This window comes from Pseudomonas sp. NFACC14, assembly GCF_900106885.1.
Classification (GTDB): domain Bacteria; phylum Pseudomonadota; class Gammaproteobacteria; order Pseudomonadales; family Pseudomonadaceae; genus Aquipseudomonas; species Aquipseudomonas fluorescens_AA.
Genome location: NZ_FNOA01000005.1, coordinates 269788 through 285442 on the forward strand (window position 1 = coordinate 269788; position 15655 = coordinate 285442).

A 15655-nucleotide genomic window follows, 5' to 3' on the forward strand; every position below is an offset into this window, starting at 1 on the left:
TCATGACAGACCGGTACCCACAATTTCCCCTCCCCCCACGCCAACCACCGTCTAAGCTTCAAGCAAGTCCGATCAATCTGCTTAATGGATCAGTCGACTATGGGCGCTTTGTGGCAAACCGATTCAAATGAACCTGTGGTCCCGACTGAACGTATGGAAGAAGCGCCTTTACCTCAAAAAAAACGCCGCGCACGACATGGCTGGCGGGCATTCTGGTTGTTGTTGCTGATTATCGTGGTGGTGGTCGGCCTCGCAGTGACCAAGGAAATGCGCACGTCGCGGTTTCAGGCCCGGGAGCTCAGCCAGTACGCCGCGTCCCTGAGTTACTCGGTACAGCCGGGACCCAGCGATGCCATCGTCTACCCTGGCGCAGGCCCGTTCGACCGGCGCCTGGGCTACAGCGCGCTGGGGGAGTTCCTGCCGCGCCTGCTCAAGCGTGACTATGTGATCCAGGCCCAGGCGCGGTTTTCGCCGGCGTTGATGGACTACGTCGAAAAAGGCCTGTTCGTGCCCTACGCGGAAAAGATCCAGGCTGGATTGACCATCACCGACTGCCGCGCCGCACCGGTCTATCAGTTCAAGTACCCGCAGCAGCTGTATGCGAACTTCGACGCGATCCCGCCTGTGGTGGTGCAGAGCCTGTTGTTCATCGAGAACCGTTTTCTGCTCGACCCCAAGCAACCCTTGGCCAACCCGGCCGTGGACTGGCCGCGCTTCGCCATGGCGGCCTGGTCGCAAGTCGCCAAGCTGTTGAGCCTGCCGGGGCAATCCGCCGGGGGCAGCACCTTGGCCACACAACTGGAGAAATACCGTCACTCGCCTGAGGGCCTGACCGTGTCCGGCGCGGAGAAAATCCGCCAGATGATTTCCGCCAGCGTGCGCGCTTACCAGGGCGGCCCGCAAACCCTCGAGGCGCGGCAGCGGATCATCCGCGACTACCTCAACAGCGTCCCGCTTTCCGCCGTGCCGGGGCATGGTGAAGTCCATGGCATGGCCGAAGGCTTGCGGGTCTGGTATGGCGCCGACTTCAATCGGGCCAATGAACGCTTGGCTAGCACCGCGACCGATCCCCAGAGCCTGGCGGAAAAAGGCCTGGCCCTGCGGGAAATGCTGTCGTTGATGATCGCCCAGCGCCGACCGTCCCATTACCTGTCCAAGGGTCACGATGAACTGGCGCGCCTGACCGATAGCCACATCCGCCTGCTGGCACAGAACGGCGTGATCGACGCGGCGTTGTCGGAGGCGGCCCTGGCGAGCAAGGTCAGCTATCGCGACTGGGTCCAGGACCCGACCGTGCAGCCCAACGAAACCAACAAAGGCATCAGCGCCGCCCGCAGTCGCCTCGCCGCCCTGCTCAACCGTCCGCTGTACGACCTCGATCGCCTTGACCTGTCCGCCACCAGCACCTTGCAAAGCGATTTGCAGGCCCAGGCCACCGACTACCTCAAGCGCTTGGCCGACCCGGCCTTCGCGACCGAGATCGGCCTGATGGGAGAACGCCTGCTGACCCCCACCAGCACCACCCAGGTGCGCTACAGCTTCACCCTGCTGGAACTGACCCCCGATGGCTCGCGTGTGCGGGTGCAGACCGACAGCACCGACCAGCCTTTCGACATCAACGAAGGCAGCAAGCTGGAACTGGGCTCCACCGCCAAGTTGCGGGTGCTCACCACCTACCTGCAAATCATCGCCGAACTGCACGACCGTTATGCCCAGCAGACCCCGGCGGCGTTGAAGAAAACCGAAGTCGCCGAGCAGGACCGCCTCTCGCGCTGGGCCGTCGATTACCTGATCCAGAACACCGACCGCAGCCTGTCGAACATGCTCGAAGCCGCGCTGGACCGGACCTACTCGGCCAGCCCGGGCGAAGCCTTTTTTACCGGCGGCGGGCTGCACACCTTCCACAACTTCCGCAACGAGGACAACGGTCGCAACCCGACGTTGCGCGACGCCCTGCGGGAGTCGATCAACCTGCCGTTCATCCGCCTGATGCGCGACCTGGTGCGCTACGCCACCTATGCCGGGCCCAACAACAGTTCCGAACTGCTCAAGGACGACAAGGACCCGCGCCGCCAGGAATACCTGGCCCAATTCGCCGACCGCGAAGGCACCTCGTTCCTGCTCAGGTTCTGGAAGAAATACCAGAAAAAGGACACCGGCCAGCGCCTGGAAACGTTCCTCGACGGCATGCGCCCTACCGCCATCCGCCTGGCCGCCGTGCACCGCTATTTCTTTCCCAACGACAGCCAGGAGAGCTTCAACCGCTTCGTGCGCGCCCATTTGAAGTCAGCCAAGAGCGCTGAAAAACTCACCGACGAACGCCTCGAACGGCTCTACCAAAGCTATGGCCCCGGTGCCTATGACCTGCCGGACCAGGGCTTCATCGCCAAGGTTCACCCGCTGGACCTGTGGTTGATGGGTTACCTGCTGAACAACCCCGACGCCAAGTTCAGCCAGATCGTCAAGGCCAGCCAATTCGAGCGCCAGGAAGTCTATAGCTGGCTGTTCAAGAGCCGGCACAAGAGCGCCCGCGACAGTCGCATCCGCACCATGCTGGAAATCGAAGCCTTCCTGGATATCCACCAGCGCTGGCAGCAAGTGGGCTATCCGTTCGACCACCTGGTGCCATCGCTGGCCACCGCCATCGGCAGTTCCGGTGACCGCCCGGCTGCGCTGGCCGAACTGGTGGGCACCATCCTCAACGATGGCATCCGCCAACCGGCGCTGCGGGTGGACAGCCTCGACTTTGCCGTCGACACGCCTTACGAGACACGGCTGGTGAGCAACCCGGACAATGGCAAGCGCGTGATGCCCGTGGAAGTGGCCCAGGCCTTGCGCGGGGCGCTGTCCCAGGTGGTGGATGCCGGCACCGCGAAACGCGTGGCCGGCAGTTTCAAGCTGGCCGACGGCACGCCGCTGGCCATGGGCGGCAAGACCGGCACCGGCGACAACCGCATCGAAGCCATCGGCGCCGGTGGGCGGATCCTCAGTTCCAAATCCATCAACCGCACCGCCACCTTCGTGTTCTACATCGGCGACAGCCATTTCGGCACCCTCACCGCCTATGTACCGGGCGCGTCGGCGCAGAACTTCAAGTTCACCTCGGCCTTGCCAGTACAAGTACTCAAGGGCATGGCGCCGTTTCTCTCGCCCTACTTGCAACCGGGAAGCCATACCCAGTGCAAGCCGCTGGTGGCGGGGCAATGAGTCACGGCAAGTTGGGGGAGGTACCTGTGGCGAGGGGATTTATCCCCGCTGGGCTGCGCGGCAGCCCCTAAAAAAGCACGCCATTAACCTGATCCACCGTGGTATCGGCTTTCAGGGCTGCTGCGCAGCCCAACGGGGATAAATCCCCTCGCCACAAAGATCAGGGGTGGCCCTCAGATCAGGGGTGGCCCTCAGATCTGGGATTGCCCTCAGGTCAGGGATTGACCCGAGGCACCGCGTCGAAGATCACGGTGAAGTCGGCGTTGTATAGGCCTGTCTGGGTAGGAAGCGGCGTGGTCGCCGCCCTGATGACCATCTCGGCCTGCGTCCCCGGGGTTGACGTTGCGTCATCCACTACCTCCAGCGGCGTAGACAACAAAGTGACATTGTTGAACCTGACGAGCAGGGCAATCTCGTCACGGCCGTTCGACAGCGAAGCCTGACCTGCCGGGAGATAGGCATGGACCGAACCGTCGGTGTTTTTCACGTCGAAAGTCTCGCGCAGGACACTCAGATCATTTTTGACCGGGTCGTAATACATGTATTCGTCCTTACCAAAATCCGGATTGCGTGGCTGCACGTGGAACTGCTGGGTCGGAATATTTGCAGAGATATGGATCGATGAGCGCGCATCATCGGCCGCGTACGCCAGTGAGGCGCTCATGGCGACAGCGCCCAGAGCAATTGCAGTTACATTTTTATTGAACATGCTAAATACCTTTTTAGCAGTGAAGGAGCAGGGTGGTTTAAGCGGAGATCCTCGGCACCGCGTCGTAGATCACGGTGAAATCACCGGTGTAATAGCCTGGCCTGTGTTGCACCGGCATGGCATCGACGCGAATGGTCATCTCGACCTGCGTGCCAGGTGTTGAGGAAAGGTCATCCACAACCTCTCGGGGTATGTTGTCCAGACGAACGCCGTTGAACTTGACTCGCAACGGAATCATGGTGTTGCCGTTGGACAGGAATGCCCGGCCTTCCTCGATGTAGGCGTGAATCGAGCCGTCGGAATTCTTCACATTGAAGATCTGACGCAAAGCTCCCAAGTCATTGGTGAGCGGGTTGTAATGCATGACCTCGTGCTTGCCGAACTCAGGATCCTGGGGTTGTACGTAGAACTGCTGTGTCGGGATGTTGGCCCCGATATGAATGGATGAACGCGCATCATCCGCTCCAAATGCCAGCGCAGGGCTCAAGATCGCAGCCCCCAAGGCCATGGCGGATACAAATTTCGTGAACATATTGCTACCTTATTTCAGCATTACTTCTAAAGAAGCGGCGTCGGCACCAGCACTGCTGGTGCCCTCGCCACAAGGTCTGTATTGATTCAATGATCTTTTGTGGCGTTTCCTGAGTCTCGTCATGCATCGATCGCCCTACGGCGCGGTAGCGTCGAACACCATGTGCACCGTGCCGTAGTAGTCCCCCGGCTTGTAATCGTCATCGGGCCTGATGGCGGCGATTTCCAGCGGCACCTGGCGTCCGGGCCGGGCTTCGGTGGCCGTGACCACCTGGGCGGAATCCAGGGTCAGTGCGACGCCATTGAAGGTCACCCGCAGATCGATGCGCTCACGTCCGTTGGACAGATACGCCTCTTCCCCCAGGCGGGCACCGATGGCGCCGTTGCTGTTCTTCACCTCGTAGGTGGCCCGCAACGGGCTGAGCTCGCCGGTGATGGTGCTGAAGGGCAGGCGCTGTTCGCGCTGGACCAGTTGCGGGTCGAGGGGCACCACATGAAAGTCGGCGGTGGGGATGGTCACGTAGACCTCGAAGGTTTCCCGTTCGACCGCGCCCCAGGCCTGGACCCAGGGCAACATAAGGGCGCTCAGTGCGAGGGGGCGTACCAGTGTCTTGAACATATTTGATTACCTGTGGCGTCAACGACGGTTCGGCGACGGCGACCGTCAACCTTTGATCTCGACGTTTTTCTGCTCGCTGCCTTCGATCAACGTGAAGCGATATTCGCGCCCCGCCTCCTTGTCGAACGAAAACGTCCGGCCGGCCATGATGTGGTGCTTGGTGGTGGGCCGGCAGTCGTTCTCTTTCTTCGCTTCGCAGTCCTTGAACTCATCGATCACCAGCACGCTGTTGCCGTTATTGCGTATCTGGTAGCGATTGGCGCTGTCATCGATCACGGTCTCGAAGCGGGTGTCCTTGGGCCGTACGAAGAACACCGTGCCGTAGCCCGCCAATACCTTGACCCCCGCCCCGATGCGCTCCTTCTTGTATTCCTCGCGCTCCTCCTTGCTGATGGCGAACTCATCTTCGGCCTCCGGCACCACCGGTACGAAGCGCACGCGGAAGTACCGTTCCTTGTCGCGGTTGCCCATGAACAGCAAGCGCGTGCCCTGCACCCCGTTGGCCGGCACGATCAGCCGCGCCGGGCTGGCCATCAACCCGTCCTTGGCCTGGGCACTGGCCTGGTTCTGCAGCGGCACTTCCTGGTAGCTGCCGTCCTCGTTATAGATAATCTCCAGGATGTTGACCTTGACGAACGCCGTGGACGTGCCGCCGTTGAAGATCCGCTTCATATAGGTCGTCTTGTTGCCGTCCAAGTAGTCGTAGACCACCCCGACGCCGATTTGCGGACCGGCCTGGGCCACGCCGCAAAACAGATAGAGTCCAACCCATGCCAATAGATGTTTCATCGCTTTTCCAACCTCATGCATTTCACGCAACTCACTAAAAAATCCTGGCCGACAGGCCGTTTAAACTTCCGAATCCCAGACCACGGTGACGTTGCCGGAGTAGGCCTTGGCGCCACTGTCGAGCATCTCTTCGACGCTGCCTTGGGCCACTTCGAAGTGCAGCATCCCGGGCCGGCGGTCGACGTAGAAGGTGGGCTGGAACAACTCGGTGCCAGTGCCGTCACGCAACAACGGGCGACGGGAGACCGGTTGCCCGGCGGCATCCGTCAAACCCTCGGGCAGGGTCACGCTGACGTTCACCGGCACGGCGTGGCCGGTGACGGTGTCGGAGATCGCGCAGGTGTTGCCGCTGATGGTTTGGCATTCGATTGCCATCTTGAAACGCGAGGACGCGGAGATATGGAAACGCTGGTCGCGAAATAGCCGCGTCGGCTTGCTACCGTTGCTCAACCAGGCTTGCCAGCCCTCCTGGGGCACCAGTTCCACGCGGTTGCCGCCGGGGGGCACTTCCACCTTGAGGGCATGCTCCACATCCAGTTTGAAATTGAGTGTGAGCACCGAGTCATCGGGGATCATGACGTCGCCCATGTCCAGGTCCTGCCCCGGGCCAACGCCATAGGACACAGAACCGATGTATTGACCGGACGACATTCTCAATGGATTGGGTGTGCGCAGTTCATAGGCAAAGTCCAAGCCGTGGTAAGTCATGCTGGGAATCAGGTAACTGGCCCTTTTGGCACACACCCCTTCGACCGGAGTCTTCCAGAAGAATATGTAGACGAGGGTATTCAGACCCGAGTGCCCCGAGGATTGACAGGGCGAAGGGGCATACCTCCAAGGAGAACCGCCCCAAAGTTTCGAATGGGCGGTTCCCATATCCACGCCGCCGCCGACCAGGTCGATTACGCTGACGGGGAGCTGGTAGTACGACCCTATGCCGGCTATGCGTACTTGGACGATTTCCGTTTCACCGGTCCCCGTATGCGTCACCAGCGCCGGACGCCAAGTGGCAGGCATATGGAACATCGCACCCTGTCGCGAGTCGCTGTGTCCCGGTTGGATGGGTGCGTTCGAGTGGGCCTTGAGCAGGAATTGCACACTGTAGATTTTCTCCCTTTCACAGAGCGCTGCATAAAGCTGGCAATAGCCCGAGGGTGGCGTAGTGTTAAGGAAGGTGTTGTCATTGGGCTTCGAAGGATCCGGTCTGTAGACTGCGGTGATATCTTTGTTCGCGGCACTGGCCGTCGAGGCGCACGCCAACAACGCCACTGAAATCACACTACGCACTGCCATCGGTAAATGTTTCATCGATACCTCACCGTCCTTTCGCCTCAGGCTGGACAATCCATGCCCTTAAACTTCCGAATCCCAGATCACCGTGACGTCGCCGCTATAGCGCGTGGCGCCGCCGTCCAGCATCTCTTCGACGCTGCTACGGACGACCTCGAAGTGCAGCATTCCCGGCCTGCGGTCGACGTATAAGCCGGGCTGGAACAACTCGGTGCCACTGCCGTCGCGCAACAGCCGGCGACGGTTGACCGGTTGCCCGCTGGCGTCCGTCAAGCCATCCGGCAGGGTCACGCTGACGTCCACCGGCACGGCATGGCCGGTGCCGGTCTCGGTGATCGCGCAGGTATTGCCGCTGATGTGCTGGCATTCGAGCCCCATCTTGAAACGGGAAGAGGCGGAGATATGGAAACGCTGGTCGCGGAACAGCCGCGCCGGCTTGCGCCCGCTGTTGAGCCAGGCTTGCCAACCGTCCTGGGGGACCAGTTCCACGCGGTTGCCACCGGGGGGGACTTCGACCTTGAGGGTGTGTTCGACGTCGAGTTTGAAGTTGAGGGTGAGCACCGAATCATTAGGGATCATGACGTCGCCCAGATCGACGTCCTGGCCCGGCCCAACGGTGTAGGTCAACGTCCCCGTGTATTGGCCGGACGACATTTTCAAAGGGTTAGGCGTGCGCAGTTCGTAGGCAAAGTCCACATGGGTGTAGCTCATGGCAGGGATCGAATAAAGAGCCGTCTTGGCACACACCTCTTCTACCGGAGCCTTCCAGAAAAACTCGTAATCGGTAGCGGTGTAGGCCCCAACGCCGCTGTATCGACAAGGAGCAGGGGCATTTACCCAGGAAGAACCTCTCCATAAGCGTTGGTGGGCGGTAAGGATACCCACGCCGCCACCTACCACGTTCACGACGCCCGCAGGAATTCGATATCTGGAGCCGATACCGGAAAAGCGCACTTCAACGACTTCCGTTTCGCCCGTTGCGGTGTGAGTGATTTGCGCTGGACGCCAGTTTGCGGGGACTTTGAACATCGCCCCCTGGCGAGCGCCTCCATGATCGGCCTGAATAGGACCGATCGAATTGGAGGTTAGGGGTAACCGAATGCTGAACATCTTGGCCAGCTCGCACTCATGCGGATAAGTCGCACAATAGCCACTGACCGGAGTGGTATTGCGAAAAGTATTTTCTTGGGGTTTCGAAGCGTCAGGCCTGAACACCGCGCTGATATCCCGGCTCACGGCATTGGCAGCAGGCACGCAGGCAAACAACAACAGCGAAACCACGCTGCGCACGGCTACCGATAAGGGTTTCATCTATACAACCTCATACATCAATGCAAATCCCTGCAAGTTGGGGAAAAACTTCACCGTGGGAGCAAGGCTTGCCCGCGATGCAGGCACCCCGCTCTCCTGGTGAGTTGGTGTTATCGTTAATCGCGGGCAAGCCTTGCTCTCACAGCTCATGTCATGAGCGCTGCTTCGCCGGGTCAGTCGCAGCCAGCGAGCTGTCAGCCAAACTGTCCGGGGTGCAGCGCAGGTCGCCGATCATCAATACATCGCCTTCCTCGCTGGCGGTTTCCGGGTCGAGGCGGAAGCGACAGAACAACTCGTTGCCGTAGCGCACTTCCAGGGTCGGGGACGCGGCATTCATCTCCATGGAGAAGAACCCGTCCGCCTCGCTGACGCCGCGGCTGGCGTGGTTGATCACGTGATGGCCCTTGAGTGGCTGGCCCTGTTCGTCCAGCAGGCGGCCGAGCACGGTCACGGTTTTCATCACGCTGACCTTGCGGTAGTCCACGCCGCCCTTGTTCAAGTGATAACGGGTGCGTGCCGGCTCGATGCTCGCCGCCGGCGGATGGACGCCCTCGAAGTCGAAGGTCACCATGCTGTTTTTGTAGGCGGTGATCGGCACGAAGTTACGGCCCGGGTGCAACGTGGTGCTGCCGCCAGTCAGGTCGTCGGCGCGCAGGACGATGTTGTTAAGGTCAGTCTCCACGTCGACGATCATCCCTGCGCCGCGACCTTGCGGCACGCCGGTGAGGGCGGCTTTGCGGCCGCCCACGGCGACCGTGCTGCTGAGGTTCAGGCCCCCGGTGAGGTTGTCGTTGTAGGACGAGCGCTGGATGAAACCATCGCCGTAGAGCGAGTCGGTACTGAAACTGGCGAGGCCGGACAGGCCCACGCCATAGGTATCGGCCAGCGCCGTGGCGGAGACGCTTTGCAACACGTGGTCCTCGAGGTCGCGACGATAGGTCAGCGAGGCATTGTTGTCCCGGTCGCCCTCGCGGGAGGTGCGGGTGCCGATGCTGCCCGACCAGTATTCGCCCGGGCCGCCCAAGGCCACGCTGAGGCTCAGGTCCACGCCGCGATTACGCCGGTCGTTGGTGCTCGAAGAGCCAGGGCGGTCGAACACCGACAACCGCCAGTTGGCATCGCTGCCACGCAGCTTGCCGCGCTGGGTCCAGCCCAGGTCCAGGCCCGTGCCCTGGACATTGCCTTCGCTGTAGGCCAGCCGCCCGTTGATGGACGTCTTGTTGCTCAAGCGATGATTGACCGACAGCGACGAGTTGCTGGTATGGCCGACGTACACGTTGCGCTGGCGGATACGGGTGCCGTCCGGCAGGGTCTCGTAGGTGTTGCGAGTGTCCAGCCAACTGCGGTTGTGGCTGGCCACGACACTGCCATTGCCGTAACTGTACATGCCCTGCAAATCCATGCCAGTGCCGTACTGTTCGGTCTGGTAGACATTGGCGTACAAGGAGGTATGGCTGGCCAGCGTCCAGTCCACCGAAGTGCCCACTTGCAGTTTATCCTGCACCTGGCGCATGGAGCCCCCCAGGATCACCCGCGGGTGCAGCAGGTAATTGACGCCCAGGCCCGCCGTGGTGAAACCCGAGGGCTGGTCGTCCCAGTTGCTCCACAACCGGGTTTCCCGGCCGGCGAACAGGTTGTAGCGCCAGCGATCTTCCGTGCTGCTCCAATTGCTGGGTTTGTAGACCAGTTCCTGGCTGGTGGCGGTGGTTTGTCCATCCTCGATCAGCCGGACCTCCACTTCGTAGATACCACCGGGCAATGGCCGGGTGTCCAGGCTCTGCAAGCCGGCGCTGACGGCCTGGGTGTTGATCAGCAGGCCACTGCGATAAATCTCCACCGACGCCTGGCGGCTGGCGGTGACATAAATGGGATAGACGCTGGGCTTGGGATTATCGACGACCAGGCTGTCGGAACTGCCGAACATCACCCCCAGCGCAGTGTCCGGGTTGGCGCCGAACGAACGGATCTGACGGTTCAGGCCATCGGAGCTGGGCGTGAAATAACCCAGGCGGAAAAATTGTCCTTCCAACTCTCGTTGGGTATAGAGCTCGTGGATGGCGTGGTAAGTCTTGTCATCCGGCCCACCAAGACGCGAGAGCTGGAGGTCCAGGGACTGGCTCCAGTTGCCCACGCTGGAACTGGCGTTGAGGCCATAGCGCCCCCCGGTGTCCTGTTCCTGGCCACCGTTGAGATTGAGTTGGTTATTGAAGATAAGACCGAGGCTGCCCTCTTTGGGCTGGTCGTAAAAACGCCGAGGCTCGGTCGAGCGCTCGACGTCTTGGGTCAGGATCGACACCAAGGAATTCTCGAGGCTGTAATGTACGGCCAGCAACCCCGCCGAGCAATTGGTTTCGCAGGCGCCGAGTGCGATGCCCTGCTTGAGGCGTTGTTCCCATTGCTCGCGTTCGACAGCCTTGATCGAACTCTCTTGGGTGTCGGTGAACTCGAGCAGGGTAATACGATCATCTCGCGTCAAGACCACCATGGCCTCGCCGAGATACTGTTGATTGAGTTCAATACGAACCGCGAGCGGCACATCGAAGAAGTGGGCTTCAAACTCCGCCGGCAACCCCTTGGCCTGGGACAGCAGGCTCGTAGGGGTCGTACCGGGTGCAGTTGGCGCGGCCAATGCATTGGCGCACAACAATAGCGCGAGCGCACCTGCGATGGGTGTCATCGAAAACATCAACGGGACTCTCATTATCAGCGAGCTATCAAGGCATTCCAGGTACAGACCTGCCGGCTGGGGAGCGCCGGCAGGCCTGTCGCGCTGCCCGGGGACGAGGTGGAACTCACCGGGCGGCAGAGGGCATTACGGGCGCGGCACGGCGTCGAAGATCACGGTCATGTCAGCGGTGTATACGCCGTTCTGGGTAGCCAGAGGCTTGGCCGGGGTGATGGTCATCTCAGCCTGGGTGCCCGGGGTGGAGGTCGCGTCGTCCACCACTTCCTGGGACATGGCGGTCAGGGTGACGCCGTTGAAGGCGGTGGTCAGGGCGATGGCATCGCTGCCGTTGTACAGCGAAGCCGGGCCGCCTTCGATGTAGGCGTTGACCGAACCTTCGGTGTTCTTCACGTCGTAGGTCTGGCGCAGCGACGTCAGGGTCCCGCTGACGGTGTTGTAGGTCATGGTTTCATCCTTACCCCAGTTCGCGTCACGTGGCTGCACGTGGAACTGCTGGGTCGGAATGTTCGCCGTGATGTGGATGGAGGAACGCGCATCATCGAGAGCGAACGCCAGCGAAGAACTCAGGGCCGCGGCGGTCAGGGAAGCTGCGGTTACGATTTTCATGAGCATTGTTAACACCTGTTCATAGCAATAAAGAGGGAAGGGCTGAAGTTGCAGGCCAATACAGCTTGGCGTGCCCCTTCAACGCCGGTGCATGATCGTCGCTCTTTAATTAAAAATAAGCAGGAAAGTTCGCATAGGCTTGTAGTAAAGCGAACATACAACGCGGGGAAAAATACGCCATTTTCGATAAAACGTAACTTTTAATGTAAGAGCATTCCCACACTCCCACTAGTTACGGTTAATACTTCCTGATACCCACCCGGTTTCGTCCCGCAAACTTAAGGGATTCAGGTAAGGTCACACTTCACTTCTTGTAGGACCCAACGAAGATATATCTTCATTTCAAGATATATCTATATAAGCGAAGATATATCTGAAGTCAAAGATATATCTCGGTTCTATTTATGCGGAACAGAGAGCAAACACATGACAGTCCTTTATCCCCCTTCCACTCATGAACAGGGTCGTCAGGATGGCTTCGAACGACGCCCGCCCGGTCGCGAGCGCGGCAGTCGCGGCCCACGGGTTTTCGCCCCCGGCGACTTGAAATTGCTGTTGCTGGCCCTGATTGCCGAGAAACCTTGCCACGGCTACGAGCTGATCCGGCAGATCGAGTCCATGTTCGACGGTGCCTACAGCCCCAGCCCCGGCGTGATCTACCCGACCCTGACCCACCTTGAAATGGGTAAGATGATCAGCGGCGACGCCGAGGGTGGAAAAAAGTGTTACAGCGCGACCGATGCCGGACGTCTATTCCTTCGAGACCAGGCCGAAGCGCTGGACGGCGTGCGGATGCGCATCGAAACCAGCAAGCGTACCCTGCGTGACCAGGATCGGCCTGCCGAGATCCACGAGGCGGTGGGTCACCTGCGCGATGCGCTACAGATGCACCAGGGCCGTTGGAGCCCGGAAGAAATCCTGCGGGTGCGCGGCCTGCTCAACGACACCGTCAAAGCCATCGTCGACGGCCCTGCCCGTCCCTCTGTTTCGGAGTCAAGCAATGACTGAACACGATCCAAACACCATTCACCGCGTCAGCCACGAGATCAAGCGTCGCCGCCTGCAAGTGTTGCGGGTGGTGGACCTGACCCCACGCATGCGCCGCATTACCGTCGGCGGGCCGGAACTGGCCGGGTTCACCAGCCTGGGCACGGATGACCACGTGAAATTGCTGTTCCCGCAGAACGCCGAGGAACAGGCCGCCCTGGATAACTTCAACCCCAGCGCGGGCAAGGCCCAGGGCCCGATGCCCGAGATGCGCGACTACACGCCACGCCGCTATGACCTGGACACCTTGGAGCTGGACATCGATTTCGTGCTCCACGGCGACGGCCCGGCCTCGACCTGGGCGGCCCAGGCCGCCCCCGGGCAATACCTGAACATCGCCGGGCCCCGGGGCTCGATGATCGTGCCGGACATCTTCGACAGTTACCTGCTGGTCGGCGACGAAACCGCCCTGCCCGCCATCGCCCGCCGCCTCGAAGGCCTGGCGCCGGACCGACGGGCCCTGGTGGTGGTGGAAGTGGAAAACGGCGCCGAACAACAGATCCTCCAGAGCCCGGCGCAGGTCCATGTGATCTGGGTATTGCGCGAAGGCCGCCAGGACAACCTGCTGCGAACCGTGCGACAGTTGGAAATGCCCGACGGCAAGCTGTACGCCTGGGTCGCGACCGAGAGCAAGGTGTCGCGGCAGATTCGCAAGGTGTTGCTGGAGGAGAAAGGGTTGGACCAGGACTTTGTGAAGGCGGTGGGGTATTGGAAGGCGGAGGGTAGTGAGGAGGATTGAGAGACTGGCGGTGGCTGAACTACCCTGTCCACTGGACAACACAGAACCCCGTGGCGAGGGAGCTTGCTCCCGCTGGAATGCATTGTAGGAGCCGTCGAGTGCAACGAGGCTGCGATCTTTCCCCAAACACTTGAGTCCCAAGCGAAAGATCAAAAGATCGCAGCCTTCGGCAGCTCCTACAGAGCCCAGCGGGAGCAAGCTCCCTCGCCACGGGGATATCGCTGTTCTTAATGATTCACAGGACATTTCACCAGGTACCCCATGCTCTTCCTGCTCGCCTACATCGCCAGCGTCGTGCTGATCAACTTCGCGTTTTCCGCCGCGCCGCACCTGGACATCATCTGGTCGGCCTGGGGCGGGCTGGTGTTTATCCTGCGGGACATGGTCCAGACCCGTTTCGGCCATGGCGCCATCTTGGCGATGCTGGTGGCGCTGGTGTTGTCCTACGTCACTTCGGACCCGACCATCGCCCTGGCCAGCGCCACGGCATTCGCCGTGTCCGAGTGCATCGACTGGCTGGTGTTCACGATCACCAAGCGCCCGCTCCATGATCGGCTGTGGATCAGTTCGGCCCTGAGCATTCCCCTCGACACCTTCATTTTCTTCGGCCTGATCGATGCCCTGACGCCAGGCGTGGTGATCACCGCCCTGGCCTCGAAATTCGCCGGGGTCACGGTCGTCTGGCTGATCATGGCCTGGCGTTTGCGCAAGCAAACCGTCGCCACCTGAAGCCAAATCCCGCGGTTCATGTAAAATGCCGCGCTTTCTCCCCATGGGAAGCTCGCCCGGCGCGCACCCCGATGATCCGCTCCTGCTTGAGGACCTTCAGATGACCCGTATCGGAACCCCATTGTCGCCCACCGCGACCCGCGTTTTGTTGTGTGGCAGCGGTGAGCTGGGCAAGGAAGTGGTAATCGAGCTGCAGCGCCTGGGCGTCGAGGTGATTGCCGTGGATCGCTACGCCAACGCGCCGGCCATGCAAGTGGCCCACCGCAGCCATGTGATCAACATGCTCGACGGCGCCGCCCTGCGTGCGGTGATCGAGGCCGAGAAGCCGCACTTCATCGTGCCGGAAATCGAAGCCATCGCCACCGCCACCCTGGTGGAGCTGGAAGCCGAAGGCTTTACCGTGATCCCCACCGCCCGCGCCGCGCAACTGACCATGAACCGTGAAGGCATCCGTCGCCTGGCCGCCGAAGAGCTGGGCCTGCCGACTTCGCCGTATTTCTTCGCCGACACCGTCGAAGACTACCGCAAGGCCGTGGAAACCCTGGGCTTCCCCTGCGTGGTCAAGCCGGTGATGAGTTCCTCGGGCAAGGGCCAGAGCCTGCTGCGCGGTAGCGACGACGTGCAGAAAGCCTGGGACTACGCCCAGGAAGGTGGCCGCGCCGGCAAGGGCCGGGTCATCATCGAAGGCTTTATCGATTTCGACTACGAAATCACCTTGCTTACCGTACGTCACGTGGGCGGCACCACCTTCTGCGCACCGGTTGGCCACCGCCAGGAAAAAGGCGACTACCAGGAATCCTGGCAACCCCAGGCCATGAGCCCGGCGGCCCTGGCCGAATCCGAGCGCGTGGCCAAGGCCGTGACCGAGGCCCTGGGTGGTCGTGGCCTGTTTGGCGTCGAGCTGTTCATCAAGGGCGACCAGGTGTGGTTCAGCGAAGTCTCGCCACGCCCCCATGACACGGGTCTGGTGACGCTGATTTCCCAGGACCTGTCGCAATTCGCCTTGCACGCCCGCGCCATTCTCGGCCTGCCGATCCCGCTGATCCGCCAGTTCGGCCCGTCGGCGTCGTCGGTGATCCTGGTGGAGGGCCAATCGACCCAGACCGCGTTCGCCAACCTGGGCGTGGCGCTGAGCGAACCGGACACCGCCCTGCGCCTGTTCGGCAAACCGGAAGTCAACGGCCAGCGCCGCCTGGGCGTGGCCCTGGCCCGCGATGAATCCATCGAAGCGGCCCGTGCCAAGGCAACCCGGGCTTCCCAGGCGGTGAAGATCGAGTTGTAAGCTGGCTGAATGCAAACCCGTGGCGAGGGAGCTTGCTCCCGCTGGGCTGCGTTGTAGGAGCTGTGTAGGAGCTGTGTAGGAGCTGTGTAGGAGCTGTGTAGGAGCTGTCG

General features: G+C 61.2%; 14 protein-coding genes. 6 read left to right on the forward strand and 8 right to left on the reverse strand.

The window, feature by feature from the left end:
• Positions 1–99 precede the first annotated feature (99 nt).
• Positions 100–3207 (forward strand): transglycosylase domain-containing protein, encoded by a 3108-nt coding sequence (locus tag BLU85_RS11335; RefSeq protein ID WP_092205151.1) that lies wholly within the window; start codon positions 100–102, stop codon positions 3205–3207.
• 214 nt (positions 3208–3421) lie between these two features.
• Here the strand turns inward: BLU85_RS11335 and BLU85_RS11340 are convergent, their stop codons facing one another.
• The 6 genes from BLU85_RS11340 to BLU85_RS11365 form a co-directional block, all read right to left on the reverse strand.
• Entirely contained in the window at positions 3422–3916 is a 495-nt protein-coding gene (locus tag BLU85_RS11340; protein ID WP_092205152.1) for a CS1 type fimbrial major subunit, read from the reverse strand.
• A gap of 37 nt (positions 3917–3953) precedes the next feature.
• A complete protein-coding gene (locus tag BLU85_RS11345) occupies positions 3954–4448 on the reverse strand; it encodes a CS1 type fimbrial major subunit (protein ID WP_092205153.1) in 495 nt (164 codons plus the stop codon).
• 135 nt (positions 4449–4583) lie between these two features.
• The gene (locus BLU85_RS11350) at positions 4584–5066 is read right to left on the reverse strand and encodes a CS1 type fimbrial major subunit (protein ID WP_092205154.1); all 483 of its coding nucleotides are present in this window, start codon (positions 5064–5066) and stop codon (positions 4584–4586) included.
• A 45-nt stretch (positions 5067–5111) separates the two neighbouring features.
• Entirely contained in the window at positions 5112–5855 is a 744-nt protein-coding gene (locus BLU85_RS11355; protein WP_170847664.1) for a molecular chaperone, read from the reverse strand.
• 60 nt (positions 5856–5915) lie between these two features.
• A complete protein-coding gene (locus BLU85_RS31680; protein ID WP_371914232.1) occupies positions 5916–7163 on the reverse strand; it encodes a hypothetical protein in 1248 nt (415 codons plus the stop codon).
• Positions 7164–7208: 45 nt separating this feature from the next.
• A complete protein-coding gene (locus BLU85_RS11365; protein WP_256572903.1) occupies positions 7209–8399 on the reverse strand; it encodes a hypothetical protein in 1191 nt (396 codons plus the stop codon).
• On the opposite strand from BLU85_RS11365, the gene BLU85_RS31380 reads away from it, so the two are divergent.
• The gene (locus BLU85_RS31380) at positions 8314–8559 is read left to right on the forward strand and encodes a hypothetical protein (RefSeq protein WP_256572904.1); all 246 of its coding nucleotides are present in this window, start codon (positions 8314–8316) and stop codon (positions 8557–8559) included. The genes BLU85_RS11365 and BLU85_RS31380 overlap by 86 nt on opposite strands.
• 48 nt (positions 8560–8607) lie before the next feature.
• Here the strand turns inward: BLU85_RS31380 and BLU85_RS11370 are convergent, their stop codons facing one another.
• The gene (locus BLU85_RS11370) at positions 8608–11142 is read right to left on the reverse strand and encodes a CS1-pili formation C-terminal domain-containing protein (RefSeq protein ID WP_092205158.1); all 2535 of its coding nucleotides are present in this window, start codon (positions 11140–11142) and stop codon (positions 8608–8610) included.
• 126 nt (positions 11143–11268) lie between these two features.
• A complete protein-coding gene (locus BLU85_RS11375) occupies positions 11269–11754 on the reverse strand; it encodes a CS1 type fimbrial major subunit (protein WP_092205159.1) in 486 nt (161 codons plus the stop codon).
• 420 nt (positions 11755–12174) lie between these two features.
• Here BLU85_RS11375 and BLU85_RS11380 point away from each other — a divergent pair, with 420 nt between their 5' ends.
• The 4 genes from BLU85_RS11380 to purT all read left to right on the forward strand — a co-directional run bounded on the left by BLU85_RS11380 (position 12175) and on the right by purT (position 15545).
• Complete coding sequence (locus BLU85_RS11380; protein ID WP_092205160.1) at positions 12175–12756, forward strand: PadR family transcriptional regulator; 582 nt, start codon at positions 12175–12177, stop codon at positions 12754–12756.
• Complete coding sequence (locus tag BLU85_RS11385; protein WP_092205161.1) at positions 12749–13534, forward strand: siderophore-interacting protein; 786 nt, start codon at positions 12749–12751, stop codon at positions 13532–13534. Before BLU85_RS11380 ends, BLU85_RS11385 begins: the two co-directional genes overlap by 8 nt.
• A gap of 261 nt (positions 13535–13795) precedes the next feature.
• Complete coding sequence (locus tag BLU85_RS11390; RefSeq protein ID WP_092205162.1) at positions 13796–14263, forward strand: preQ0 transporter; 468 nt, start codon at positions 13796–13798, stop codon at positions 14261–14263.
• A 100-nt stretch (positions 14264–14363) separates the two neighbouring features.
• Positions 14364–15545 carry a formate-dependent phosphoribosylglycinamide formyltransferase gene (gene purT / locus BLU85_RS11395; RefSeq protein ID WP_092166308.1) on the forward strand — a complete coding sequence of 394 codons (1182 nt, stop codon included), beginning with the start codon at positions 14364–14366 and terminating at the stop codon, positions 15543–15545.
• Positions 15546–15655: the final 110 nt, after the last annotated feature.

What these genes read in the sequence shown, in the direction of transcription:
- BLU85_RS11370 (WP_092205158.1), bottom strand. Translation starts at nt 11,142, where the DNA reads ATGTTTTCGATGACACCCATCGCAGGTGCGCTCGCGCTATTGTTGTGC.
- BLU85_RS11385 (WP_092205161.1), top strand. Translation starts at nt 12,749, where the DNA reads ATGACTGAACACGATCCAAACACCATTCACCGCGTCAGCCACGAGATC.
- purT (WP_092166308.1), top strand. Translation starts at nt 14,364, where the DNA reads ATGACCCGTATCGGAACCCCATTGTCGCCCACCGCGACCCGCGTTTTG.
- BLU85_RS11345 (WP_092205153.1), bottom strand. Translation starts at nt 4,448, where the DNA reads ATGTTCACGAAATTTGTATCCGCCATGGCCTTGGGGGCTGCGATCTTG.
- BLU85_RS11375 (WP_092205159.1), bottom strand. Translation starts at nt 11,754, where the DNA reads ATGCTCATGAAAATCGTAACCGCAGCTTCCCTGACCGCCGCGGCCCTG.
- BLU85_RS11340 (WP_092205152.1), bottom strand. Translation starts at nt 3,916, where the DNA reads ATGTTCAATAAAAATGTAACTGCAATTGCTCTGGGCGCTGTCGCCATG.
- BLU85_RS31680 (WP_371914232.1), bottom strand. Translation starts at nt 7,163, where the DNA reads ATGAAACATTTACCGATGGCAGTGCGTAGTGTGATTTCAGTGGCGTTG.
- BLU85_RS11390 (WP_092205162.1), top strand. Translation starts at nt 13,796, where the DNA reads ATGCTCTTCCTGCTCGCCTACATCGCCAGCGTCGTGCTGATCAACTTC.
- BLU85_RS11335 (WP_092205151.1), top strand. Translation starts at nt 100, where the DNA reads ATGGGCGCTTTGTGGCAAACCGATTCAAATGAACCTGTGGTCCCGACT.
- BLU85_RS11350 (WP_092205154.1), bottom strand. Translation starts at nt 5,066, where the DNA reads ATGTTCAAGACACTGGTACGCCCCCTCGCACTGAGCGCCCTTATGTTG.
- BLU85_RS11380 (WP_092205160.1), top strand. Translation starts at nt 12,175, where the DNA reads ATGACAGTCCTTTATCCCCCTTCCACTCATGAACAGGGTCGTCAGGAT.
- BLU85_RS11355 (WP_170847664.1), bottom strand. Translation starts at nt 5,855, where the DNA reads ATGAAACATCTATTGGCATGGGTTGGACTCTATCTGTTTTGCGGCGTG.